Genomic DNA, 25,723 nt, shown 5'->3' with positions numbered 1-25,723 from the left:
AGGATGAAATATGACAATGATAAATATTGCTGTTATTGGGTGTGGAAGTATTGCCAAGCACCGTCATTTACCAGAGTACGCTCAAAACGAACATGTCAACATTGTCGCTGTATGTGACATAGTGGAAACGCGTGTTAAGACGATGGCAGAACAGTATGGGGCGAAAAGCTATACGGATTATACGGAATTGTTGGCACAAGAACAGGTGGACGCAGTGAGTGTATGTCTACCAAACGCCCTTCATGCACCTGTTTCCATTGCTGCATTAGACGCAGGTGCTCACGTGCTTTGCGAGAAGCCAATGGCTACTTCAAAAGAAGAAGCAGATCAAATGATTGAAGCAGCTAAGCGGAATGGCAAAAAGCTTATGATTGGTCATAATCAGCGCTTTGTTCCATCCCATGAGAAGGCTAAGCAGTTAATAGCATCTGGAGAAGCAGGCAAAATTTATAGCTTCCGTACTGCTTTTGGTCATGGTGGTCCAGAGGCTTGGAGTGCAGATGGAGCTGAGAGCTGGTTCTTCCGCAAAAAAGACGCTTTTATTGGTGCGATGGGCGACCTCGGTGTTCACAAGGCAGACTTATTACGCTATATCTTAGGAGAAGAATTTGTAGATGTAGCTGGTTTTATTGCCAACAATGCTAAAGAAAACATCACAGTCGACGATAATGCTGTGTGCATCCTTAGGAGTGAAAGTGGAGTAATTGGTACGTTAGCTGCTAGCTGGGCATATAAGCCACAGGAAGATAACTCTACTATTATATATGGCGAAAAGGCGACGCTTCGTCTTGAGGACGATCCTGAGCATTCCCTAATAGTTCAATATGCTACAGGAGAAGTGGTAAAGTATCAGCTGGGTAAAATCCAATCTAATGAAGAGGGCGGACAGTCTAATTCTCATGTAATCGACCATTTCATAGAGGCGATTGTTACGGATACAGAACCTTTAATTAATGGGGAAGAGGGAAAGCGATCCTTAGAGATTATTCTAGCTGCTATCCAATCAGAAGATAATAGACAAATGACTACGGTAGTGAAGTGATAGCATGAGTAAATTGAAAATGGGCATTATTGGAGTCGGTGGGATTGCACAAGGGCGGCATATCCCTGCCTTCCAATACCTTTCGGACAAAGTAGATATAGTAGCTGTCCAAGATGTGAATGAAGAACGGGCTCTTGAAGTTGCTAAGCAGTTTCAAATCCCGCATGCCGTAAAGTATTACCATGATATGTTCCATAAAGTGGATGCTGTAACGATTTGCACTCCAAATAAATTCCACGCAGAGATTACGATAGCCGCATTAGATGCTGGCGTACATGTAATGTGTGAGAAGCCTATGGCTATGTCTACAGCAGAATGTCAATCGATGCTGGATGCTGCTCATAGAAATAACCGCTTGTTATCAATAGCCTATCATTACCGCCATATGCCTCAATCGCAATTAGCAAAAGCAGCTATCATAAACGATGAAATAGGTACGCCGCTAGTAACGAGGGTTCAAGCAATGCGAAGAAGGAAAGTTCCAGGCTGGGGTGTTTTTACTAATAAGGAGTTACAGGGCGGAGGCAGTTTAATAGACTTCGGATGTCATTTATTAGATTTAGCTTTATGGCTTCTTGACGATCCGACTCCGGTTGAAGTGATGGGCAAAACATATGACCAATTAAGCAAGACTCCAGGTCAAGTAAACGACTGGGGGACATTTGATCATGAAGCCTTTAACGTGGATGACCATGTCACAAGCTATATACTGTTTAATAATGGAATGAGTATGCAGTTTGAGTGCTCATGGGCAGCCAATATTAAAGAGGATCACACTACGCTTAGTATTTCAGGTGTAGATGGTGGTCTGGATGTCTTCCCGCTTGAGTTTTACAAGGCTAAATACGGTGCCCTTTGGGATAATCAGCCAGTAGTAAAGCCGGATGAGGAATCAGACGGCATTCGTCAAGCTCGAAATTTTGTGGAAAGCTGCCTTGGAAACGAGGAGCTGACTGTCCAGCCAGAACAAGCTCTTAAGGTTACGAAACTAATGGAAGCTATATATATAAGTAGTGAGACAGGCGCAAGTGTTAAGCTAGTATAATAGAAAAAGGAGGATCTTCCTGATGAAATTAGGTGTATTTACTGTACTGTTTTCCGATAAGTCCTTTGAGGAAATGCTAGACCATGTACAACAGGCTGGATTAAAGGCTGTTGAAATTGGAACAGGTGGATATCCAGGGAACGCTCACTGTAATCTAGATGAACTATTAGAAAGTGAAGAAAAGCGTAAAGAATATTTGGATAAAGTACACGCTAGAGGATTAACGATTAGTGCATTTAGCTGCCATGGCAATCCCATTTCTCCAGATGAGCAATTTGCAAAAGATTCTCATGACACATTCGTTAAAACGGTTAAGCTTGCCGGTCTTATGAATGTTCCAGTTGTTAACACATTTTCTGGCACCCCAGGGGGGCATGAAGGAGATACAACCCCGAATTGGCCTGTTACTCCTTGGCCAAATGAATATTCCGACGTACTAGAATGGCAATGGAATGTAAAGCTTGTTCCCTATTGGAAAGAACAAGCTCAATTGGCCGAACAGCATGATGTAAAAATCGGTCTGGAACTACATGCAGGCTTTCTTGTTCACACCCCTTATACGATGCTGAAATTAAGGGAAGCAACAGGACCAGCCATTGGTGCAAACCTGGATCCGAGTCATTTATGGTGGCAAGGTATAGATCCAGTCGCCGCTATAAAAATTCTAGGCCGTGAAGGAGCTATTCACCACTTCCACGCAAAGGATACCTACATTGATCAGGACAACGTAAACATGTATGGTTTAACAGACATGCAGCCATATGGTAATGTTAAAACGAGAGCATGGAGCTTCCGCTCAGTAGGTTACGGACATAGTGTACAAGAGTGGTCTAACATCGTCAGTGCCCTTCGTACATTTGACTATGACTATGTTATTTCCATTGAGCACGAGGATCCCATTATGTCGATTAGTGAAGGCTTCAGCCAAGCTGTGAAAAACTTAAAAGCTATTAACATAGAAGAACAGCCAGCCGAGATGTGGTGGGTTTAAATAAGTGAATTACAGGAAGGAGAGAGGGACACATGAAGAATGCAACAGGAGTTATGGGAGGTTTTTACACAGTTAGTGAATGGATTATGCAATTCTCACTAGTGAATCTGCAATGGTTCCTGTTCAATCTTCCTATCACTCTCCTTCTCCTTAATCTATTATATGTTGAGCGTGTGGCGGATGCGGTTGTCCTCCTTGTCCCCATTTTGCTTTTACTCCCTTTCATATTCTTCCCTGCTACTGCTGCGGTGTTTGCAAAAGCGAGAGAGTGGGTGCGGAAAGAGGAAATAGAAGGAGCTACGAGGTCCTTTTGGAGCTACTATAAGGAGAATTATAAGAAGAGCATGATAGGTGGAATTGTTTTTACAATTCTCTGGGCGGTGCTGATTGGAGATATCTATTATTTTTCTGCAGCAAATACAGTGATGATGAACATTATGTTCGTACTGGCATTTCTGCTTTTTGTGTTCACGATTCATTTCCTTTCCGTTCTTGTCCATTATGACATGCAATGGAAAGCGGTCTTCAAGCAAGCATTTCTCCTAACACTAGGCAGCCCGGTCCTATTTATTGCTACAGTAGTTAGTGTCGGTCTTATACTGTACATTAGTACGTATGTATTCCCGCTGATCATCCCATTCTTTACTTGCTCTCTTGTTGCATTTCTAGCCTTCTCCGCCTTCTATCGGTTACATTTAAAGCTCACTAGTACAACGGAAGGGTAGAGGGACTTAGTTTGGTATTTTAACATTTATAGTGTGGACTTCCTGTACAGAATACTTAACGGTAGGACTTAGATAGGGATAGTTCCGTCGGGTGACCATCATGGATACAATAACAAAAACGTCCGAACCTTCATATGGGTTCGGACGTTTTTGGTTTATACAGAAAGTACATCTTTAATTTGATCAATAGCCCAATCCAAATCTTCTTGTTTAATTACAAGTGGAGGAGCGAAGCGGATAATGGTTTCGTGTGTTTCTTTACAAAGCAGGCCTTTCTGCTTCAATGCCTCACAATATGGGCGAGCAGCTTCTGTTAATTCTACGCCGATAAACAGCCCTTTTCCGCGAACTTCCTTAATCTTTGGATTTTCCACTTTCCTTAGCTCGCTCTTCATATATTCCCCTAGCTTTTGAGAACGAGCAGCTAATTGCTCTTCTTCAATTACTTCTAATGAAGCTACAGAAACAGCACATGCTAGTGGATTACCACCAAAAGTTGATCCGTGCGATCCTGGCGTGAAGACTCCAAGCACATCTTTATTGGCAACAACACAGGAGATTGGAAAGACTCCCCCACCTAATGCTTTACCAAGAATAAGAATATCCGGAGATACATTTTCCCAGTCACAGGCGAACATCTTTCCGCTGCGGCCAAGGCCAGCTTGTATTTCATCAGCAATGTATAATACATTATGTTCCTTACATATGTCATAAGCTTCGGATAAGAACCCTTCAGGAGGAATGTTTATGCCAGCTTCTCCTTGAATTGGTTCGAAAATAAACCCAGCAGTGTTCTCGGTAATAGCATCTCGTAATGCTTGAGTGTCCCCAAATGGAATAATTTTAATACCTGGTAATGTTGGTCCAAAGGCGCGCTTGTCTTCCTCGTCCGTTGACAGGGAAACAGCCGTCATAGTTCGACCGTGAAAATTTTCACTGCAGGCAATGATTTCAGCCTTGTCCTCCGGAACTCCCTTAACATTATACGCCCATAGACGTGCTGTTTTAATGGCGGTTTCTACAGCTTCTGCTCCGGTATTCATCGGAAGAGCCATTTCTTTATTCGTAAGCTTACATACCTTTTCATACCACGGACCTAGCTGATCGTTATGAAATGCTCTGGAGGTTAAGGTAACTCGTTCAGCTTGCTCCTTGAGTGCCTCAATAATCTTCGGATGACGATGTCCCTGGTTCACTGCAGAATAGGCGCTCAACATATCCATGTAACGGTTGCCTTCTGGGTCTTCTACCCAAACGCCTTCCGCTTTGGAAATTACGACTGGAAGCGGATGATAGTTTTTTGCTCCGTATTCTTGCGTTTGTTCAATAATTTGTTCACTCGTACGTAGGCTTTCCATTGTATCTCCTCCATGTATAATAAATTCCAGCAATAATGACATTATAACAGGTTTACAGAATTTTTTGTTTTCTTTGGAGGAATAATGTGAAATTTCTCTCATTTTATTCAGGTTTAACTTATAAGAGGGGAGAGCATAAGAAGTATTAACACTCGCTTTAGAACATGTTTTTTGGTATGATTGCGGTGGTATGATATAGAAAAAGGAGGAAACGAGAATATGTCCACACACTTACATATTACATCGTGGGTGCTTGCACTTGTCTTACTTGGTTTGTCATTTTGGTTCTACCGTGGTGGCAGAGCAAAAGCTGGTAAAATCACCCATATGATTCTGCGTTTAGATTATCTATTAATTCTTTATTCTGGCGGTTCATTGTTAGGAGCTTACTTTGGTGGCAGTGCTATGCTGGGAGAAGCAATTGTTAAAGCTCTAGCCGGAGTATGGGTTATTTATGCAATGGAAATGATTTTAATCCGCTCTTCTAAGAGTACATCATCCCGTAATGGGTGGATTCAGTTTTGGATTGCAATCATCATAGCACTTGTATTAGGATTTGGCCGCTTACCTCTAGGTGTACTTCCGATTGCAGGGTAAATATAAAAAACACGATTTTCCTTATTAAAGGGAAATCGTGTTTTTTTGTTGAGGGGGGTAGGAAGATTATCTGTTAAGTAGCAATCTTTCTACTAAATATGATAATGAGAATCGTTATCAATGTCAATAATAAAAATGAAATTTTTATTATTGTTAAGAGGCAAATACCGATGGTGTATTTTATATACCGTTTGAGAGCATGTAAGTATTGTTTCTTCAAAGCCTGTCTGTCAGCAAGTTTTGTTGAATTCCGCATATGTATGAATCATAGTTGTTAGAAATATGCTAGTGATAAGAGAGGATGAGTAAACATGTGTGGCATTAGTGGCTGGGTAGATTATGAGAAGGATTTAACACAGCAGGAGCATGTGGTTCAGCATATAGCCAACACATTGCATTATCGAGGTCCAGACGAGGCCAATTCCTGGATTAAGCCTCACATAGCTTTTGGGCATCAGCGGTTAATAGTAGTTGACCCTGATGGCGGACGTCAGCCGATGACTTTTCAATCTGGTGCTAACGCATACACCATTTGCTATAATGGCGAGCTATATAATACAGAAGATATTCGCAAGGAATTACAGGCACGTGGGTGGAGTTTTTTATCTCATTCTGATACTGAAGTGTTGTTAAAAAGCTATATGGAGTGGAAAGAAAAATGTGTGGATCATTTGAACGGTATTTTTGCATTTGGTATTTGGGACGGAGAAACGGAGTCTTTATTCTTAGCTAGAGACAGACTTGGAGTAAAGCCCTTATTCTATACAGAAAATGCCGGAGGATTTTTATTCGGTTCAGAATTGAAGGCACTTTTGGCCCATCCAGATGTCCAGCCGATTCTAGATCGGGAAGGAGTTAGTGAAATATTAGCTCTTGGACCATCCAGAACACCTGGAAACGGTGTATTTAAGGGGATTAAGGAGCTTCGTCCTGGTCACGTTGCCCGATTTAATAGGGATGGGCTGAAGGTCTCCCGCTACTGGAATGTGCAAAGTCATGAGCATACAGATGATGTAGAAAAAACGTCCTCCACTATTAGAGAGCTATTTGAGGATGCTGTAACAAGACAGCTAGTTTCTGATGTACCAGTTGGCACCTTCCTATCTGGAGGGGTTGATTCAAGTGCCATTACCGCAATAGCTGCCGACCATATGAAAAAAGAAGGTAAAGATCCTCTATCAACTTTTTCCATTAACTATCAGGATAATGAGAAGTACTTCCAATCTAGTACCTACCAACCGAATAGTGATGAATCGTTTATTGATCTTATGACTCAGACCCATCAAACGAATCATCAAACTTGTATAATGGATAACAAGCAGCTGGCTTATATGCTGAAAGAGGCAGTTCATATGAGAGACCTGCCAGGAATGGCTGACGTAGATTCCTCGTTATTATGGTTTTGCCGAGAAATAAAGCAAAAGGTAACAGTGGCCTTATCAGGAGAATGTGCTGATGAGATATTTGGAGGGTATCCATGGTTTTATCGAGAGGAAGAGCTTGCACGAGAAGGGTTTCCTTGGATACGTTCCTCCAATGTTCGCCACGAGCTGCTGGCACCTGAATGGAGGGAAAAGCTAGATCTTCATGATTACATGATGGGGCGCTATCGAGATACCATTCGAGAGACGCCTACTTTTGAAGGGGATTCAAAAGAGGAAGCGCAGCGTCGTGAAATGTTCTATTTAAATCAGCTTTGGTTTATGACGACGCTGCTGGACCGAAAAGATCGCATGAGTATGGGGGCAAGCCTGGAGGTTCGTGTACCATTTAGTGATCATCGCCTCGTCGAATATGTCTGGAACGTTCCGTGGGAGATGAAGCGGTATAAGGATCGAGAAAAGGGGATTCTGCGAAAGGCACTCGAAGGGCTGCTTCCGAATGAGGTATTATATCGTAAGAAAAGTCCTTATCCGAAAACACATAACCCGGATTACACAAATGCGGTTGTAGAATGGATGAATTATATTCTGGAAGATAATTTATCACCGCTGTTACAGTTATTTGATAAGAGTAAATTGCAAGAGCTCATCGATACAGAAGGGAAAGCTATTAAGGCTCCATTTTTCGGTCAGCTTATGACAGGACCACAATTACTTGCACACCTTGGTCAAATTAATTATTGGATGGAAGCTTATAAAGTGAAAATCGAAGTTTAGAGAGTTGGAGTCAGGTCGGGTATTAGACCTGACTCTATTTTTTTAGGAATTTAGTCTGTTCATGCAGGTTGTTGATATATCTGTATAGAGCCTTATATGGAAGATTTGAGGTCGAGATAAACTTATATGAGAGGAGGGTTTAGTCTGGCAAACACTCTCTTTCCTACCCTACACGACGTCTGGGTAGTTCGGTTTTGCTACACGATGTAGCGATTTTAACCTAACCTCCTTCATTTAGTACTTTTTTAGATAAATAGAATGATAGGAAGGCGATGATAAGCGAATGTCTTGTAAGAAGAGCAGCATCCTCTTCTTATACTTCAGTTAAGGGATTTTCGAAAAAATACCTTCGTTGCTCACCCAATTTATTCTTAGACATAAAATTGTCCTAAACATTCCCCATATTTCTAGTTGACTGATGGTATGCAAAAGGGATAGGCTACTTGTATATGAAACTGTTTTCAATAGGAGGAACGGAGAATGCGCAACACGAGTGTAAGGAGTGTTATTCTACTTATTCCGTTTCTTCTTTTTTATGGCCTGCCATTCGCAGGTGCGGCTGAAAAAGAAGAACGTAAGGTAGAGGAAGAAGTAATTTATTCCATAATGGTCGATCGATTTCATGATGGAGAAAATAGCAACAATCAACAAGTAGATCCTGATAACCCCGATGCATATCATGGCGGTGATTTGCAAGGGATTATAGATAAACTAGACTACATAAAAGAGCGTGGTTTTACGACCATCATGCTGTCACCGATAATGGAGAATGCAGAAGGTGGGTATCACGGTTTTTGGATAGAGGATTTTCGTAGCGTTGAGGAGCAATTTGGATCGTTAGAGGACGCCAAGCGTTTAGTAGAAGCTGCGCATCAGCAGGATATGAAAGTAATTCTAACCACACCATTACGCTATACCTCTGACTCACACTCATGGGTAGAGGATAGCAGTAAGGATAATTGGTATGAGGAATCACAAGAGAATAATACAGGAGAATTTTCTCGAAACTATACAGAAGGTTTACCGAAGCTTAACTTTTCGAATGCTAGCGTACAAGAATATGCTTTGGAAACGCTACGCTTTTGGAAAGAGGAAACAGGAGCAGATGGCTTTCGTATCTCCTCTATGGACGAGCTCCCAATATCTTTTATAGAGAAAGTCGATACAGAAATTGAGAATACGATTATTATTGGAGATGTACAACAAGAAAATAAAAGAGCTTCTCTTCAAAACGCAGGAGTTGATTTGGTAACACAGTATTCGCTATATGAGCAGGCAGCTAGCTTGTTTTCTGCACCAGGAGGAAATATTTCAGATATAGCCGAATACCAGCTTAATGAAGAACAAGGGTCTGCTATGCTTACATTTGTAGATAATTTATATACAGAGCGGTTTACCAATCGTGCCTTTCAGCAAAAACATAATCCAACGACAAGATGGAAGCTTGCATTAACCTATCTATATGCTACACCTGGAACACCTTCTTTGTATTATGGCAGTGAAATTGCTTTGGATAGTGATCATACAAATAATCCTATTATGAACTTTAAAAGCGGAGAATCTGATATTAAGGCTCATATGGAACAGTTAGCGGCTATAAGGGGTAGATTTCCTGCCTTGCGAAAGGGGAGTTTCGAACAAATAATAGACGATGGAGCTTTTGCAGTATTTAAACGATCCTATCAGGGGGAGACGGTTTACATAGCTATTAATAATGATGTTACAACCAAATCCGCTACCCTGAGTAATATATCAGAGGATAAACAGCTTCGTGGATTGGTATATGATACGATAGTCCGGAATCAAGGAGATAATCAATATAAAATTGCATTAGACAGAGAGACTGCAGATATATACGTAGAAGAAGACAATCAGGGTGTGAATTTGCTCTTCGTTGGTGCTGTAATCCTCGTAATGGGTGCGTTTATAGGCTTTGTAATAGTTGTTACAGTGAAAAACAAACAAAAGACATAGTAAGCGGTATTATGATAAAAGTAGGTGATTGAGAATGGGCATAACCATAAAGGATGTAGCAAAAGCAGCAAATGTAGCACCTTCCACTGTGTCGAGAGTGTTATCGGACAACCCAAGAATCAGTATGGCAACCAAGAAAAGAGTTCGAAAGGCAATGAAGGATCTTGGTTATCATCCCAATATCAATGCACGAAGTTTGGCTAACAATTCTACCCAAACATTAGGAATCGTCATGAAATCATCAGCAGATAAAGCGTTGCAAAATCCTTTTTTCCCAGAGGTACTAAGAGGAGTTAGTTCTGTAGCCCATAAAGAGCAATATTCCTTGAACATTTCCACAGGGGAGACAGAGGATGAGGTCATGGAAAGTGTTCGCAGAATGGTGGAAGGACATCAGGTGGACGGCATGATGCTTCTATATTCTAGCAAGGATGACAGAGTGGCTGATTATTTATTGGAGAGAGGCTTTCCATATGTGCTAATTGGAAAACCGACTGGAAATATGAATGAAGTAAATCATATCGATAACGATAATATCCAGGCAGCCATAGATATTACAGACGTTCTTATTGAGAAAGGCCATACCCGTATAGCCTTTGTAGGCGGCGATCCTAATTTGACCGTTACAGAGGATCGAGTTGCTGGATATAAACTAGCGCTTCAGCAAGCAGGCATACCGATAGACAATTCGTATCAGGTGTACACGGAGTTACTCACATCAGGTGGCAAGGAAGCAGTCAGGGAATTGTTTCAGATGGATAAACCACCCACAGGTCTTGTTGTGGCGGATGATTTAATGAGCGTTGGCATGTTGACCATGCTAGCTGAGTTCGGTATTAGGGTACCAGAGGATGTATCTCTTGTCAGCTTTAACAATGTCTACCTATCAGAAATTATAAGGCCAGCTCTGACAACTACCGATGTGCAAATTTTCCAGCTTGGTAATCAGGCTGCTAAATGCTTAATCGAGAATGTGAAAAACAAGGATGAACCTATTAAACGGATTATTGTTCCACATAACATTGTAGAGCGGGATTCCGTCAAGCAATTAGAATAGAATGTACCAAAGGTCACTTCCCTAATATAGGGAGTGACCTTTTATCTGTCCTTTGTCATGACGATGAAAAGAAGGAATTCTGCTTTTAAAGGCATTTAACCAATTAGTAAAATCAGCTTGCCTTAATGGTCTAATGAATAGTCTTTCTGTTTCTGAACGAATATCAAATGTGCTTTCTATTTTGCTCAATATACCTACTCCCTCTTGCAGGTGCTTATCTAATGAGGAATTATTAATTCCATATCAACAGCATTCATAATAACACAAAATACAAAATGTTCTTTACTTTTAGAACATCCTTCTATACAATAAGTAATTAAATCTAACGTTGCCGTTGAGGAAGAGAGTAATCTCATTAGAGTTGAACAGCGAATCAGGGATGGTGGAAGCCTGAGAACGAAAGTGGGATGAACCGGACTTCGGAGGCATTACCTTGAACTTACAGTAGGGGGAGTCGGTAGCTCGCGTTATAGAGCATAGAGTGCTTACAGGTGAATTGCGGTAGATTCTCCTGTGAAAGAAGAGTGGTACCACGGATAATACCCGTCTCTTTTCCAATATTGGAAAAGGGGCGGTTTTTTTTGGTTCACGCTAGAGCATTACCATAAAAGGAGGAGCAAATAATGACGTCAAAAACAGCCACGGCACAAGCCATATATGAACAGTTAGAAGGACAGCTATCTAAGGAGCGGGTTACTGAATTGCTTGAAGCTCCTAAATACGAGCATATGGGAGACATAGCTTTTCCATGCTTTGCTCTAGCCAGCTTGCAGCATCAAAATCCAAAGTTAATTGCTGAGGTGCTAGCGGAGCAACTGAGAGAGCAATGTTCTTCCCAGTTTGAACGGGTGGAATCGGTAGGACCATATGTGAATATGTTTTACCAAAAAGAAGAAGTAGCTACATCTGTATTATCCACTATTATAGAGAAGGGGAACGCATACGGTACTCAATACGAAGGGGATGGTAAGACCATAACGATGGATTTGTCCTCCCCTAATATTGCTAAACCTTTCTCCATGGGACACCTTCGTTCAACTGTAATTGGGAGTGCTATTGCCAATCTTTTAGAGAAGTGTGGGTATAAGGTTGTTCGCATTAATTATTTAGGGGACTGGGGTACCCAATTTGGTAAGCTCATTGCCGCTTACACTTGGTGGGGAGAGGAGGAAAAAGTACGTCTAAATCCAATTCAAGAGCTCTTAAAGCTGTATGTACGTTTCCATAGAGAAGCAGAACAGGATGATGCTTTAAATAACAAGGGGCGTGAATGGTTTCAGAAGCTTGAAAACGGTGATGCCTATGCAACGTCCTTATGGGAATGGTTTCGAGAAGAATCGCGAAAAGAATTCCAAAATATTTATGACCTTCTCGGTGTTTCCTTCGACTCTTATAAAAGCGAAGCTTACCATCACCCTCAAACACCAGCCATTATTACGAAGCTTCAGGAAAAAGGTTTATTGGTCCGTTCCGAAGGAGCTGAAGTGGTATCTCTAGATGACTATGGTATGCCTCCAGCACTCATCAAAAAATCTGATGGTACCACGCTTTATACGACCCGTGACCTTGCTGCTGCGGTCGATCGAATGGAAACGTATCACTTTACCGAGTCCTTGTATGTGGTTGGGAACGAACAGAGCCTGCATTTTGAACAATTAAAAGCGGTATTAGTAAAAATGGGTTATGAGTGGGCAGATAAGCTGATCCATGTTCCATTTGGAATGATGCTAAGAGATGGAAAGAAAATGTCCACTCGTAAAGGGAAAGTAGTTTTTCTCCAGGAGGTTCTGGAAAAAGCGATTCAATTAGCGGAAGCGAACATAGAAGAAAAGAACCCTTTGTTAGAAAATAAGGAGATAGTAGCGAGAAAAGTAGGGGTTGGTGCGGTTATTTTTCATGATATTAAGCATCATCGATCCAACGATATTGAATTTTCTTATGATGACATGCTACGTTTTGACGGTGAAACAGCACCGTATTTGCAATATACTTATGCTCGCGGCTGCTCTTTGCTTGCGAAAGGAGCACCTATGCCCCAAACTACCTCCTTGCTATTTGCACAAGATGACATGGAGACTATGTGGCCAATTATTAAATTACTACAAGAATTTCCGGATATTATAAAAGCTTCGGCTGGTGAGTACAACCCTGCTCGCTTGGCAAAGTATCTTCTTCAGTTAGCACAAAGCTTTAATCGATTTTATACGAAAGTCCGTGTGTTGGAAGAGAGTACTTTTCAGCAAACTCGTATAACTATTGTATTTGCTGTAACTACTGTTTTAAAAGAGGGGCTGCGTCTTTTAAATATAGAAGCCCCAACTAAAATGTAGCTTATCTTCTGATTACGTATTAAAAAAATTAAATAACAGATAGCTTGTACATTCCTTGAGAGTCCATATTTGTTACCTGTAAGTGCCTATAGAACAACAAAGTGCGTACTATTCAAATGTTAGACCAGGCTGCATAATCAATGTTGGTTCTTAGATGTAATAAGTCTTTCTAAAGAACCTGATAGTTACTTTAAAGTGCCTACCGAACCAGAAGGTACCTACAGCACTTTAAAGTACGTACTTCCCATTCGAATGGGTGTGCGCAATAATATGTTATGCAGTGAGGGAAAAACAAATGGCGCCGGCGTTTCACCCTCCAATCCACAACTCAAGAATAAGAACAATGCAATAAGGAGGAAACTAAGTATGGGTTCTCAAGCTCAAGCTATTCACACGCAACCAGAGGAGAAATCAAAAGGAAGTAATAAATTTGCTTTGTTAGCACTAGCGATTAGTGCTTTTGGAATAGGAACTACAGAATTTGTACCAGTGGGTTTACTGTCGTCCATCTCCGACGATCTCACTATCTCCATTACACTAGCGGGTCTTCTCGTTTCTGGCTACGCAATTGGTGTAGCTGTAGGAGCTCCAGTATTAACTGCATTAACCAGTAAGATGGGGCGAAAAAACTTATTAATAGCACTTATGGTTGTATTCATTTTAGGAAATGGAATTGCTGCTATCTCAACAAGCTTCAGCTTATTATTAGTTGCTCGATTTGTAACAGCATTTTCACATGGAATCTTTTTCTCTATAGGCTCTACCATTGCCGCAAGCTTGGTACCTGAGCACAAGCGAGCCAGTGCCATTGCGTTCATGTTTACGGGATTAACCGTGGCAACCGTAACGGGTGTGCCATTGGGTACATTTATTGGTCAAACATTCGGGTGGAGAGCGACCTTTGCAGGTGTTGCTTTATTAGGTGTAATTGGAATTATTGCTAGTGCCATTTTGGTACCGAAAAACTTGGAAGAGTCCCCACCAGCTAAATTTAGTGACCAGTTGAAAATTTTGAAAAACGGTAGAATTATGCTGGCCTTTTTAATTACAGCCCTTGGATATGGCGGGACCTTTGTCGCCTTTACGTACCTTGCCCCTCTCCTTGAGGAAGTAACAGGCTTTAAACCAGGTTTCGTAAGTATTATCCTTGTGTTTTATGGGTTAGCTGTGGCTATCGGGAATACAATCGGTGGAAAAGCCGCTAACCAAAATCCTATTAAAGCTTTATTTTGGATGTTTGTCTTCCAAGCCATCGTTCTCTTTGTACTAACGTTCGCCATTCCGTTTAAGGTAGTCGGTGTAATTGCAATATTCTTCATGGGGTTATTTGCTTTCATGAACGTGCCTACACTGCAAATTATCGTTGTGAACTTAGCAGAGAAGTATGTGCCATCAGCTGTTAACGTAGCCTCTGCATTGAACATTGCGGCCTTTAATGTGGGCATAGCTATCGGCTCATTCGTTGGCGGGCTTATCGTTGATTCCATCGGATTAATTCATACGCCTTGGATAGGTGGTGTCATGGTTGTCGGGGCTGTTCTGTTAACTGCATGGCTCCGTCGTATGGAAACTGCAAATCGTAAATAGCAGCCTAAGGGTGACTTCTATTAGTGGAGTCACCCTTATTTAATTTACCTGTACTAAAAGAACCTGAGACCAGTAATGCACTGTCATATAGCTCGCTTATATTCCTGCCATCCTCTGATGTAATGATTCTCCTTTCCTATACATGATTTACCTCCATGATGATAATAATTTAACCTAGAATGAGGTGATTTCTGAGCTTACATTATAGTAGTAAATTTTCACGGTACCATCTTTCTGTGAAAAGGAGTATAATGAACAGTTGTTCAGTATAATGTAAACAGGAGCATCGACATATGAAAAATATATGGACCATTTTTTCAACAGATTGGAAAAACATAGCTACAAATTGGGTAGCAGCTTTATTAATTGGAGGATTGACCATCCTGCCATCCTTGTACGCTTGGTTTAATATCGAGGCGTCGTGGGATCCCTACAGCCAAACAGACCAGCTTCCAGTTGGGGTGGTTAATGAAGACAAGGGTGCTACCATCCGTGACAAAGAGATTGATGTTGGAAAAGAATTAGTAACGAAGTTAAAGAAAGATGATAATTTTGATTGGCAATTTACTACGAAAGATAAGGCAATGGATAAGCTCGAATATGGAGACTACTATGCTGTAATTGTTATCCCAGAAAACTTCTCAGAGAAATTGAGTACTGTGATGAATGATGAACCGGAAAAATCTCAGGTACAGTATTATGTGAATGAGAAGGTAAATGCTATCGCACCTAAAATTACAGAAAAAGGCGCTAGTGTTATTGTAGACCAGATTACAAGTAACTTTGTATCGGAAGTGAATGGGACCATTGCTGAACTCTTCAATGATCTAGGAGTAGAGCTTGAGAAGGATTTACCTGATATTAAACAGTTTGAAGAGTATGTCTTTAAACTAGAAAAGAATCTACCAGAAATCCATGATTTAATATCTAGCTCATACAATGATTCCAAACGTGTCTCTACCATTATTAATGATGTACAAGGTCTGCTTCCACAAGCGAAGAATGTAACGAACCAGGGATTGAATACGATTGATGAAACAACAGCCTTTCTTAAAGAAGCAGAGCAGCGTTTAAATGAGCTCGCACCAAAGGTTGAGGAAGATTTAAAGAAAGCCCAGCAAACTGCACAGGATGTTAATGCATTTCTATCAGAGGCTCGATCAGCTGACATTGATTTAAGTTCAAGTAAGGCTATTAAGGATCAAATTTCCAAACAAACAAAAGAATCCAATCAACAGCTGGAAGAAATAGAAAAACTGCTTCAACAGCTTAAAGAACAGCAGCAAAATAGTCAATCCGGCAATGAAACTAATGGGGAACAAGGGGAAGGAAATAATGCATCCCAACAATCTATTGATCAAGCTATAAAGGAAGTTCAAGCAATACAAGAAAGCTTAAGCAACATTCAAAGTGACAGTACAGAGCTCGAAACTTTACTATCGGAACAGCAAGGTGAGATTGATGACACACTCAAGACATTACAGAATAAATCCAAGTCTACCGCTGATCAAATAGATGCCTTTGTAAAGGAATATAACAATAACATAGAACCTAAAGTGTTAGCGGAGATTGAAAGTGCCAAACAGACATTGCAAAATGCACGCTCCATTTTAGGAGAGGTGCAATCTACCATACCAGAAGTGGAAAGAATTTTAGCCAATACAGAAGGTAATATTGCTGAAGGTCAAGATATTCTCGAATATATGCTGAATGAATATCCTTATGTGAATGCAAAAGTCAATGAGCTCGCTGATCGTATTCGAGATATCCAAGGAGAAACAGATATCAATGAAATTATTGAGCTGTTAAAGAACGACCCTGCAGCAGAACAGAATTTCTTTGCGGAACCAGTTCAATTAAACAAGAACGCACTATTCCCTATAGAGAATTACGGAACAGGTATGACGCCATTTTATACCGTTTTATCTTTATGGGTAGGAGCCTTACTATTGGTGTCCTTGCTATCCACTGAACCTCATCACAGTAATGTGCATCGTAATTACGAGCGATATTTTGGGAAGCTAGCCACATTTATTAGTATTGGTATTCTTCAAACGCTGGTGGTAACGCTTGGGAATATCTTTTTGCTGCAAATAGGTATTACAGAAACTATCCCATTCATTGCATTCGGCTTATTGATAAGTGTTGTGTTTATGACGATCGTTTATACGCTTGTCTCTGTTTTTGGAGATGTTGGTAAAGCAACGGCTATTGTTATTTTAGTACTGCAGATTGCTGGATCTGGAGGAACATATCCCGTTGCATTGCTACCAGAATTCTTCCAATCCATACACCCATTCCTGCCTTTCACTTATGCTGTAGATTTAATGAGAGAAGCTGTTGGAGGAATGGTAAAGGCAAGAGTGCAAACAGATTTATTGTATTTATTAGGATTTCTTCTATTATTCCTTAGTATAGGAACATTCTTGAAGGGACCTTTAAGTAAAGGGACAAAAAAATTAACGAAGAAATCAAGAGAATCTGGATTATTTCATTAACAAAAAAACTTCCTATTCTTTGGCAAAATGCCAAGATAGGGAGTTTTTTCTTCATTTCTCCACATATACCGTTCCTATAAGGCTCTATTCTACATTTACTATAACTATACTAGGAAAAAGGTATGGTGAGGGACATGAGTTGTGGAAGTTGTGGGGGAAGTTACCCAGGCGGTGTACTAGCCAGACAAGGTGCTCAAGGGATACCAGGACCACCTGGCCCAGCAGGTCCAATAGCAACAGCGACATCTGGATTTGCAGCGAATACTCAAAATGACACCATTACAGTTGTATTAGGTGGAACGGACATACCATTGCCCGATGGTCAAAATTTCTCTACAGATATTACTCCGAACTTAACAAATACAGAATTTATGGTTACAGAAGCAGGAAGATATTATATCTCCTTTCATGTCAATCCTTCTGCATCTGTACTTGCTAGTGCACAGCTTGCAATAAATGGTACACCAATCTCCCAATCTATCGTTACGCCTACTGTAGGAGTTAATAAGTTAAGTGGAGAAGTTATTGTTTCGTTAAATGCTAATGAAAGCATATCCTTACAATTAGCTGGGATTGCTGCTTTGGTACTGTTGAGTTCCGGAGTTGGTGCTTCCTTAACTATTATAAGAGTAGAATAAAAAAAGGAATCAGGCAGCCTGATTCCTTTTTTTATGGGATTACCAGCATTTCCTTCCAAACCTTGGTACTTGGCACTGATCACAAACTGTGGAGATGGAAGGGTTGCTTTTTGCGATTTTACCGCAGCTAAATTCGACACTTGCTACGTTACTAATAAAGCAGTCACATCGTTTCACGATAACCTGAAAAAAAACTGTTACGGTATCTCCAACATCTATATCTGGTAATGCAACGCCAAATTGAGGATTAACACCCGGAAATGGAACTCCATCAATAAACAAGCTGTTTTCTACGAAAATACTTCCAGGAGGGATATCGTCAAAGAAAATAACATTATCGGCAGGGACGACACCGTTGTTTGTAATCGTAATAGTATAGGAGAGAACATCGTTGTAGACAGCAAAAGGTTTATCTACCGTTTTTGTTATATCTAGAACAGCATCTCCTTCATCGATTTGAACTCCAAGTGCATCGGGCATATAGGCGTCACCCGTTGAGGTGAAACGAAATACGGCACTATTCTGATTGTTAGGGAGTAAACCCGATCCGCTGACATTAGTAATATCCCACCCTTGTCGCCCTGCCACAATATTTGTTAGAGTAAATGGGTTTTGATTTCTCGTCCCAAAGGTTCCTGTGGTATCAAGGTTTCCACTATCATCATTGATTTGGGAGCCTGTAAAGTTGTTGGCGGGATTGTTTGGGCCGGATAGGACGGATAAGGACAGGGCATCAGGTCCAAATAACGTCTGGTCCCCTCCGATGTTGGCATCTCCTTCTTGAGCGGAGATTAATAATCGGGCATCCACCACGCCGTTCGGAGGGGTCATGAATCCAGAAACAGGTATGTCTATAATAGGGTTAACACCGGTTATTACGATACCTTGAGCCCCGACAAAGAGGTTCATGGAGCGATTAGGAAGTGTAGCGTTCTCATACACTACTGCTAACGTCCAGCCTGCGTGGTTCGTATTAGCTGTAGAGGCAATTAAGGGGTCTAATAACCCTGGCACCTGCCCCACCGTGTAGGTACCTGCACCAGCTGATTGAACAATGCTCGTCACATCATTTGATCTCATATAGAATCCTCTAGTTATTGGCGGGGTTCCAAGTGTAAACGTTGGCTGGTTGGCAGTTACTGGGTCAGGGGCAATGACATGGTCCACAGCTGTTGAGTCTGTTAACGTTACAGAATTATTGAGTAAACCGGTAATATCTTCATCTCTCGTTAGATAGTTTCCACCCCAAATCAGCTCTGCGTATAAAACCGTACTCCCTGTCGGAATGACCAATTCCGCACTGGAGCTATTCTCTAAATAATCTAAAGTGGTCCCTGCTGGGAAAGTTGGCACCTGCATTCCAACATCAGTAGTTATAAATGCTCCAATACTTCCAGCTGTACCAGCCTCATTTGTATTGGTCAGCTGACTTAAACCAAGTGTATTCCCTGTAAATGTCATGGCACCACAGGTTCTTATCGAGAATCGATTCACAAAGGGCATTCTATTTCGACTCCTTTCCTACCGACATAAGGAGATGATTATTCTACGTCACCGCAAATTTTGGGATATTGTATCGTTAAACAAAATCGTCCAGAGCATCTTGCTCCTGTTGTCTCACTCAGACACTGCACTTCAATCATCTCTATACCGTCCACCGTTACGGATTTGGACTGGTTTCTTTCGGTGACATTTAATATGGTAAGCAGTTGTCCGTTGATAACTGCTCTTACGTTCATCGTGCAGCCACTTCCGTTATACACAATAAGCGAACCGCTCGGTGCTTCCGGCAACCCTATGGTACTCCAATATTCCACCCAGCTTCCATCACACGGCTGTTCAATGTTTCCACACACTTCATTTTTTACAATCGTACAATTAGCAGGCGGGATTGGAGGAGGAGTAGGCTTTGGGGGGAATATGCCAGGACAGCCAGAAGGGGCCAGTTCCAAGTCGCATTCTTGTAAAAATTGTCTGTAGTTCACTTTGAATCTCCTCTCTTACAGTACTGTTCCTTCCTTACGGAACAGGACACTCTCATAAACCAAGAGTGTCCTGTACTTATATTTTTTTAGGTACTCACTACAGTGTACTGCAGGTCAGCTTCAAATGTACCAGTACATACGCCACCGGCAGGGATAGACGCAATACAAGTAAATGTAACTAATTCCAGACCAACTACTTCAAGTATAATAGCAGACTGCGGGCTGACGTTGAAGCTGGAAACTGTGCCACCGTCTTGTGTAATTTCTACTGTAATCGTACACTCGTCACCAGTATTGACGACTGAAATCACCCCACTAGGCAGACGATCAAAGGCAGTGGATGTTGATGAGTACACAATCGCTTCAGGATCTCCACAAATAGCTCTAAATGGGACGCAGCGCTTAACCGCGATTAATTCTCTTTTGGGCTGGAAATCTGTTGAGCATGTTGTTGGGCAGCAGATTCCTCCATTCATTCCACACATATCATATCTCTCCTTCATATAGTAAAGTCCTTATATGGTATGGAAATGTATAATTTATGTATGGACGTGTATCCACAAATGGGAAATTATTATAAGAAAGGTCTGCTAGCACATAGGCTAGCAGACTTAATTTGAAGCACTAGGAGTTACATTTGTCATAGAATTGTTTCGCATTATGATAAATAATCCACAAGCTACCACAAACTCTGATACCGGAAGAGCAAGCCAAATTCCTGGGGTTCCAAACATCCATGGTAGTGCTATCAGCATGAGAATTAGTACCAGAAACCCTCTCATTATCGTAATGAAAACAGATGGTTTTATGTGGCCAATAGATTGAAAATAGGTCATATACACGATATTAAAACCAAGAAATACATACCCGATGAAAAATAGGGAAATCCCCTGTCTTGCCAGGGAGATAATCTCACCGTCCACAATGCCAAATAGAGATATGATAAAATCTCCAGCGAGAATGGCAGCTAGGAAGAACAGGATACCTATTAAGGTAGAGCTCTTTATGGCGATTATAAGGGTTTGATGGATGCGATCTGAGAGTCTTGCTCCATAGTAATAACTAATCATTGGCTGAATTGCTGCACCAATTCCTAAAAAGGCTAGAAATATGAAGGTGTGTACATAATTGATTACAGAGAATGCAGCTACTCCTGTTGTTCCAATAGACCGAACCATTAATATATTGTAGCCTATTACAAAGACAAGAGAGGCGCTTTCCGAAAGAAAGCTTGGAAATCCTACTGATAGAATGCTTTTTACATAAGTTAGTTTTATAGAACGTAAACGAAAACGAAGCGGCGTACTGTTTTTATAAAAATGAAACAGTAATATGAAGAATCCGATGACTTCAGCTAGCACAGTCGCATACGCTGCCCCTTTAACACCAAGATCTAGAATAAATATCATGACGTAATTAAACCCGATGTTTGTAATCGCAGTAGTGGATAGGCTTATCATCGCTAGGTTTGGATTCCCATCATTTCGAACGAAGACACTTAACGATGATTCTAATCCCATAAATACACCAAAAAGTAACAGAATGGACAAGTATTCTATCACATATGGTTTTGTATCCTCATTTGCTCCCAATAGCAAAGAGAAGGGCTCTACCAATACATAGCCAATGACACCCACTACTACGGTGATGATGGTAATAACAGCCATAGATAACGAAAAGATGGATGTAGCCTGTTGAGCATCCCCTTTACCTATAGAGATAGAGTAAAGAGTACCTCCACCCATTCCAATCCAAAGGGATATGCCAAGAATAATTGTAAAGACAGGGACAGCAATGTTAACGCTTGCTAAAGCCGTTGAACCAACGCCGTTCCCTACAAATATTCCATCGACAAGAATGTTAATGGACATGAGCATCATGCCAACAAGAGTGGGGATGAGGTATTGAAAAAATACTTTCTTTACTGGCTGTTGAATTAACGAATTAGTTTCCCGCATGACAATCTCCTCCTGAATAGCATTACAAGAGTGAGTGTAAACCTTCAAGTAACTTGAAGGTCAATAATTATTTTGGAGGAAGGACTGGAATTTCGATAACAGTAACGAGCTGGTCCTCCTCATGCACGACAGATTCATCAATGATTGAAATTTCAATAGGATTGCCAATAGCGGTGTAGCCCTGTTTTTTGATTTGATCTCTTAGGTAGCGATGACTATTGGAAAGCGTTCGATAAGACCCTTTATGGGGAAAGTAAGCATAGGTTCCTTCTGGTAGAGAGGCTTGCTCGGAAGAGGGACTTTCCTCCCACAATAATTTAAATATACCGACATAAAGAAGGGGCCCGTCATTGTCTAGGCTAGCAGGATCTAGCATCGTTCCTATATCCCCAGAAAACAAATCGTTATGATTAGATGTGGCAGAGGTTCGTTCGAGTTCCTCCATATAAATATCCTCAAATTGATTTTCTAAGTCAATAGTATTCGATTGATATAAAAATTGAACGTGTCTTTTTGGATGGTACGTAAATTGCACGTCTGTTTGTTTGGCCAGCGCTTTGCCATCCTGCAGCGTCTTCATTTTCCATTTAAGCTTCTCTGAGGTTTGCTGTAGTGAGATAATTTGTTTCTCAATATCTACAAGCTTCTTGTCAAAAAGAGAATACGTATCATCGATGGTACGCTGATGTAGATGCTGTTCTATATCCTGAATGGAAAAACCGAGCTTTCGCAAGAACAATATCGTTTCGAGCTCCACAAATTGTTCGGCAGTATAATAGCGGTATTGATTTTCTTCATCTATGTATTTTGGCTGGAAAATTCCTTTTTCATCATAATAGCGAAGAGTGGAGGAGGGAATAGAATGAATGTGAGCTACCTCACCCACACGAAATTTCTTTTTCATTAGACGAACCCCTTTACCATTAGTGTATAGAAATGAATCCCAGCTTAACAATAAAGCTAAGCTGGGAAAATGGAAAATAGTAATACTATTTCAAGTAAGCATTTAATTCCATATCTTTAATATATGCTTCAGGGAACAAAATAGCTTCTGCATCAAAATCATTCATTTCTGTACCGTTCTTCACACGATGAGGAGCATCTGGATTGGCAAGAGCTCCTGTACCAAGGGAAATGAAATCAGCCTCTTCCTCTTGAACAGCCTTATGCGCCTGTTCTGGGCTGCCGAGCTTACCATTAGCTATTACAGGTTTTTTACCATAATGTTTTGCTGCTTGAGACATAGACAATGTATCTGCTCCAAACCCAGGTGCAGTACCATCCCCATCTGTTACGTGGATGTAATCAATTGCTTCACTGCCTATCGTACCGAAAATAAGCTTCGCTGCTTCCTCCCCATTTGGCCAACGGTAGCTCTGATCGGCAACTTTTCCTTGTGACAATCGAATACCAACGATATATTCCTCTCCAACTTGCTCTCGCACACTTCTAATAATTTCTTGGATAATCCGCAGCCCTTTTTCTAGAGATCCACCATACTCATCATCACGGTTGTTCATATAATCGGTAATAAATTCATCTAAAAGATATCCGTTAGCACCATGAATTTCAACTCCATCGAAGCCTGCCTCCTTCGCTTGCTGAGCTGCTGATACAAATGAATGAATAACGGATTGAATATCTGCCTTCGTCATTTTCTTTGGTGTTGGGAAGGGGCCAGAACCACCATAAAAGCCAAGCTGCTCTCCTTTTGGTGCAACTGCGGACGGCGCAATAGAAACATCCGTATATGCATTACCTTGTACTTGAGCACCAGCATGCATTAATTGCGCGATCATTTTTGTATTATATTCATGTACTTTATCTACTATCGGCTTCCAGGCAGCAACATGATTATCTGTCACCATACCAGGCTGATTGTTATAGCCCTGGCTGTGGGCATCATCAATGTACACTCCTTCAGAAATGATGGCACCAAATCCACCCTTCGCATATCGTTCATAATAGCGCTGCATACGCTCATTAGCTGTACCGTCCTCATTAGCACTCACACGGGTCATAGGAGCGACAATATATCGGTTATCAAATGATGTGTTATGGACAGTTACTTTATCAAAAAGTGTTTCAAAGTTGTTACTCATGGTATCATCCTTTCTGAAATATAAGCTGAAGTAGAGGAGACACTCTTATGAGGGGGGAGCAGATTTTGCAGGAATGAGGGAGAGCACAAACCCCGGTCCTAAGAGCTTATCTCCCTCAAGAAGTCCGTTAGTCCGTTCACAATAGGGTCGCTTCCTTCACTCAAACCTTCCTCATACTTCCTCCTATATATTTTGATTTCAAGGTAGAGGAAGTTCAATCATTCTGCTTAACCATGATAACTATGGTCCCCAATTGAACACGAAAAAACCCCAGAGCAGGGAACTCTGGGGTGGCTAGAAAGGGATATTCTATAATGAGTAACTGAAAAGAGAAAAGGCAGCACTCTGTATTTAGAGTGGATACCTTTTGTCACAACCAAACGTGTAATACTTTAGCAGAGCTTTTTTAGATGGTCAACGAAAGAAGAGGTGGTAATGTTATCCATGTGTAATGATACCGCCATTTATATGAAGGATTTGTCCGCTCATATAGGAGGAATCATTACTTGCCAAATACACATATGCTGGTGCTAGTTCTCTCGGCTGCCCTGCTCTCTTCATCGGAGTATCCGCACCGAATTGTGCTACCTTTGTGGGATCAAAGGTAGAGGGGATGAGCGGGGTCCAAATGGGCCCTGGTGCTACACCGTTTACTCGAATCCCTTTATTTATAACGTTTTCGGATAACGAGTATGTAAACGCATTAATGGCTCCTTTTGTCGCCGAATAATCAATCAAATCCTTCGAACCCTTATAGGACGTAATGGATGTTGTATTAATAATGGAACTGCCTGATTGCATGTGCGGCAATACAGCTTTTGCCATATAAAAGTAACTGAAGACGTTAGTGCGAAAGGTGCGCTCTATTTGGAAGCTGCTTATAGATGAGAGATCCTGTTGTGGATGCTGTTCAGCTGCATTGTTGACGAGAATATCGATGGCTCCGAAGGTTTTATTTACTTCTGCTACAGCGGTTTGGCAAAAAGCTTCATTACCGATATCTCCGCTTATTAATAAGCATGACTGTCCTGTGTTTTCTACTAGAGATTTAGTTGTGTTGGCATCTGCATGTTCATTGAGATACAGAATGGCGACCTGGGCTCCTTCTTTGGCAAAATATACACTAACTGCTCTTCCAATTCCGCTGTCTCCGCCAGTAATTATAGCCACTTTTCCTCTTAGCTTTCCAGATGGCTGGTAAGTGGAATCCATATAATCTGGCAAGGGATTCATTTCGTATTCATAGCCTGGCTGGTGGTCCTGATGCTGGGGAGGCTGTCCCTTTGGTAATGGTGTATGATCCATAATATAACTCCTTACGAAGGTAGATACCATTAGCTTATCCACCACTCGGATATTTATGAACCCAAAAAAAATTGCATAAAAAAAACCGATGTAAATACATCGGAAATGGATTAAACCGGTTGTGTCTGTGTCTCTTTATGAGAAGACTGCGCACCTTTTTCATGTAGCAGCTGAAACAAGGATCGATACGACTGAGAATCGAGTGTACCATTTACATATAAATGCTGGCAATAATCTAGTAACTGGTTAGCTGTTTCAGGCTCATGACCTTTTTCGCGCTGATAAGCTTCAGAGAGCTTCTCCAGGTGCATGGTTTAAATCCCCCTTTGAATTGTTAATATTATGTTAACATATATTTAACATTTGAAAAGG

Annotated in this window: 22 protein-coding genes and 1 other annotated feature; of the genes, 12 read left to right on the top strand and 10 right to left on the bottom strand. The window is 41.1% G+C overall.

What is annotated here, in order from left to right; translation table 11 throughout:
• The first annotated feature begins 10 nt into the window (after positions 1 to 10).
• Genes ACFFGV_RS14680 through ACFFGV_RS14665 form a run of 4 tightly spaced genes read left to right on the top strand, consistent with a single transcriptional unit; the run spans position 11 to position 3,803 of the window.
• Positions 11 to 1,042, top strand: a complete 1,032-nt coding sequence (locus ACFFGV_RS14680) for a Gfo/Idh/MocA family protein (protein ID WP_377349259.1) — start codon at positions 11 to 13, stop codon at positions 1,040 to 1,042.
• A 4-nt stretch (positions 1,043 to 1,046) separates the two neighbouring features.
• Positions 1,047 to 2,087 (top strand): Gfo/Idh/MocA family protein, encoded by a 1,041-nt coding sequence (locus ACFFGV_RS14675; protein WP_377349256.1) that lies wholly within the window; start codon positions 1,047 to 1,049, stop codon positions 2,085 to 2,087.
• A 22-nt stretch (positions 2,088 to 2,109) separates the two neighbouring features.
• Positions 2,110 to 3,078, top strand: coding sequence for a sugar phosphate isomerase/epimerase family protein (locus ACFFGV_RS14670; protein WP_377349254.1), 969 nt, complete (start codon positions 2,110 to 2,112; stop codon positions 3,076 to 3,078).
• Positions 3,079 to 3,110: 32 nt separating this feature from the next.
• Positions 3,111 to 3,803, top strand: a complete 693-nt coding sequence (locus ACFFGV_RS14665; protein ID WP_377349252.1) for a YesL family protein — start codon at positions 3,111 to 3,113, stop codon at positions 3,801 to 3,803.
• Positions 3,804 to 3,958: 155 nt separating this feature from the next.
• Here ACFFGV_RS14665 and ACFFGV_RS14660 read toward each other — a convergent pair whose 3' ends face one another.
• A complete protein-coding gene (locus ACFFGV_RS14660) occupies positions 3,959 to 5,161 on the bottom strand; it encodes an ornithine--oxo-acid transaminase (protein ID WP_377349249.1) in 1,203 nt (400 codons plus the stop codon).
• Positions 5,162 to 5,380: 219 nt separating this feature from the next.
• Between ACFFGV_RS14660 and ACFFGV_RS14655 the strand changes: the two genes are divergently transcribed.
• The 4 genes from ACFFGV_RS14655 to ACFFGV_RS14640 all read left to right on the top strand — a co-directional run bounded on the left by ACFFGV_RS14655 (position 5,381) and on the right by ACFFGV_RS14640 (position 10,948).
• Positions 5,381 to 5,758: a YisL family protein gene (locus ACFFGV_RS14655; RefSeq protein WP_377349247.1), complete on the top strand. Its 378-nt coding sequence runs from the start codon at positions 5,381 to 5,383 to the stop codon at positions 5,756 to 5,758.
• A 311-nt stretch (positions 5,759 to 6,069) separates the two neighbouring features.
• Positions 6,070 to 7,917, top strand: coding sequence for an asparagine synthase (glutamine-hydrolyzing) (gene asnB, locus ACFFGV_RS14650; RefSeq protein WP_377349245.1), 1,848 nt, complete (start codon positions 6,070 to 6,072; stop codon positions 7,915 to 7,917).
• 480 nt (positions 7,918 to 8,397) lie between these two features.
• Positions 8,398 to 9,891 carry an alpha-amylase family glycosyl hydrolase gene (locus ACFFGV_RS14645; protein ID WP_377349243.1) on the top strand — a complete coding sequence of 498 codons (1,494 nt, stop codon included), beginning with the start codon at positions 8,398 to 8,400 and terminating at the stop codon, positions 9,889 to 9,891.
• Positions 9,892 to 9,925: 34 nt separating this feature from the next.
• Positions 9,926 to 10,948: a LacI family DNA-binding transcriptional regulator gene (locus ACFFGV_RS14640; RefSeq protein ID WP_377349241.1), complete on the top strand. Its 1,023-nt coding sequence runs from the start codon at positions 9,926 to 9,928 to the stop codon at positions 10,946 to 10,948.
• Positions 10,949 to 10,969: 21 nt separating this feature from the next.
• Here ACFFGV_RS14640 and ACFFGV_RS14635 read toward each other — a convergent pair whose 3' ends face one another.
• Positions 10,970 to 11,137 (bottom strand): hypothetical protein, encoded by a 168-nt coding sequence (locus ACFFGV_RS14635; RefSeq protein ID WP_377349238.1) that lies wholly within the window; start codon positions 11,135 to 11,137, stop codon positions 10,970 to 10,972.
• 136 nt (positions 11,138 to 11,273) lie between these two features.
• Positions 11,274 to 11,502: a binding site (T-box leader), on the top strand.
• Between the two features lie 69 nt (positions 11,503 to 11,571).
• Here ACFFGV_RS14635 and argS point away from each other — a divergent pair.
• From argS to ACFFGV_RS14615, 4 genes are all read left to right on the top strand, one after another.
• Complete coding sequence (gene argS / locus ACFFGV_RS14630) at positions 11,572 to 13,278, top strand: arginine--tRNA ligase (RefSeq protein WP_377349235.1); 1,707 nt, start codon at positions 11,572 to 11,574, stop codon at positions 13,276 to 13,278.
• 366 nt (positions 13,279 to 13,644) lie between these two features.
• Positions 13,645 to 14,865: an MFS transporter gene (locus tag ACFFGV_RS14625; RefSeq protein WP_377349233.1), complete on the top strand. Its 1,221-nt coding sequence runs from the start codon at positions 13,645 to 13,647 to the stop codon at positions 14,863 to 14,865.
• A gap of 293 nt (positions 14,866 to 15,158) precedes the next feature.
• The gene (locus tag ACFFGV_RS14620; protein WP_377349231.1) at positions 15,159 to 17,363 is read left to right on the top strand and encodes a YhgE/Pip family protein; all 2,205 of its coding nucleotides are present in this window, start codon (positions 15,159 to 15,161) and stop codon (positions 17,361 to 17,363) included.
• A gap of 134 nt (positions 17,364 to 17,497) precedes the next feature.
• Complete coding sequence (locus tag ACFFGV_RS14615) at positions 17,498 to 18,001, top strand: BclA C-terminal domain-containing protein (protein ID WP_377349228.1); 504 nt, start codon at positions 17,498 to 17,500, stop codon at positions 17,999 to 18,001.
• 39 nt (positions 18,002 to 18,040) lie between these two features.
• Here the strand turns inward: ACFFGV_RS14615 and ACFFGV_RS14610 are convergent, their stop codons facing one another.
• The 8 genes from ACFFGV_RS14610 to yppF form a co-directional block, all read right to left on the bottom strand.
• Positions 18,041 to 19,504 carry a DUF11 domain-containing protein gene (locus ACFFGV_RS14610; RefSeq protein WP_377349225.1) on the bottom strand — a complete coding sequence of 488 codons (1,464 nt, stop codon included), beginning with the start codon at positions 19,502 to 19,504 and terminating at the stop codon, positions 18,041 to 18,043.
• 38 nt (positions 19,505 to 19,542) lie between these two features.
• The gene (locus ACFFGV_RS14605; RefSeq protein ID WP_377349222.1) at positions 19,543 to 19,986 is read right to left on the bottom strand and encodes an S-Ena type endospore appendage; all 444 of its coding nucleotides are present in this window, start codon (positions 19,984 to 19,986) and stop codon (positions 19,543 to 19,545) included.
• A gap of 86 nt (positions 19,987 to 20,072) precedes the next feature.
• Positions 20,073 to 20,471 (bottom strand): S-Ena type endospore appendage, encoded by a 399-nt coding sequence (locus ACFFGV_RS14600; protein WP_377349220.1) that lies wholly within the window; start codon positions 20,469 to 20,471, stop codon positions 20,073 to 20,075.
• 126 nt (positions 20,472 to 20,597) lie between these two features.
• The gene (locus tag ACFFGV_RS14595; RefSeq protein ID WP_377349217.1) at positions 20,598 to 21,944 is read right to left on the bottom strand and encodes an MATE family efflux transporter; all 1,347 of its coding nucleotides are present in this window, start codon (positions 21,942 to 21,944) and stop codon (positions 20,598 to 20,600) included.
• 67 nt (positions 21,945 to 22,011) lie between these two features.
• Entirely contained in the window at positions 22,012 to 22,848 is an 837-nt protein-coding gene (locus tag ACFFGV_RS14590; protein ID WP_377349215.1) for a MerR family transcriptional regulator, read from the bottom strand.
• A gap of 85 nt (positions 22,849 to 22,933) precedes the next feature.
• Positions 22,934 to 24,046 (bottom strand): oxidoreductase, encoded by a 1,113-nt coding sequence (locus tag ACFFGV_RS14585; RefSeq protein WP_377349212.1) that lies wholly within the window; start codon positions 24,044 to 24,046, stop codon positions 22,934 to 22,936.
• Positions 24,047 to 24,484: 438 nt separating this feature from the next.
• On the bottom strand, positions 24,485 to 25,351 hold the full coding sequence (locus ACFFGV_RS14580; protein ID WP_377349209.1) for an SDR family oxidoreductase: 867 nt from the start codon (positions 25,349 to 25,351) through the stop codon (positions 24,485 to 24,487).
• Between the two features lie 110 nt (positions 25,352 to 25,461).
• Positions 25,462 to 25,662, bottom strand: coding sequence for a YppF family protein (gene yppF / locus ACFFGV_RS14575; protein ID WP_377349207.1), 201 nt, complete (start codon positions 25,660 to 25,662; stop codon positions 25,462 to 25,464).
• Positions 25,663 to 25,723 lie beyond the last annotated feature (61 nt).

The organism is Pontibacillus salicampi, from assembly GCF_042434395.1.
Classification (GTDB): Bacteria; Bacillota; Bacilli; order Bacillales; family BH030062; genus Pontibacillus; species Pontibacillus salicampi.
The sequence above is the reverse complement of the archived record's forward strand: the minus strand, read 5'-3'. Positions and strand labels throughout refer to the sequence as shown.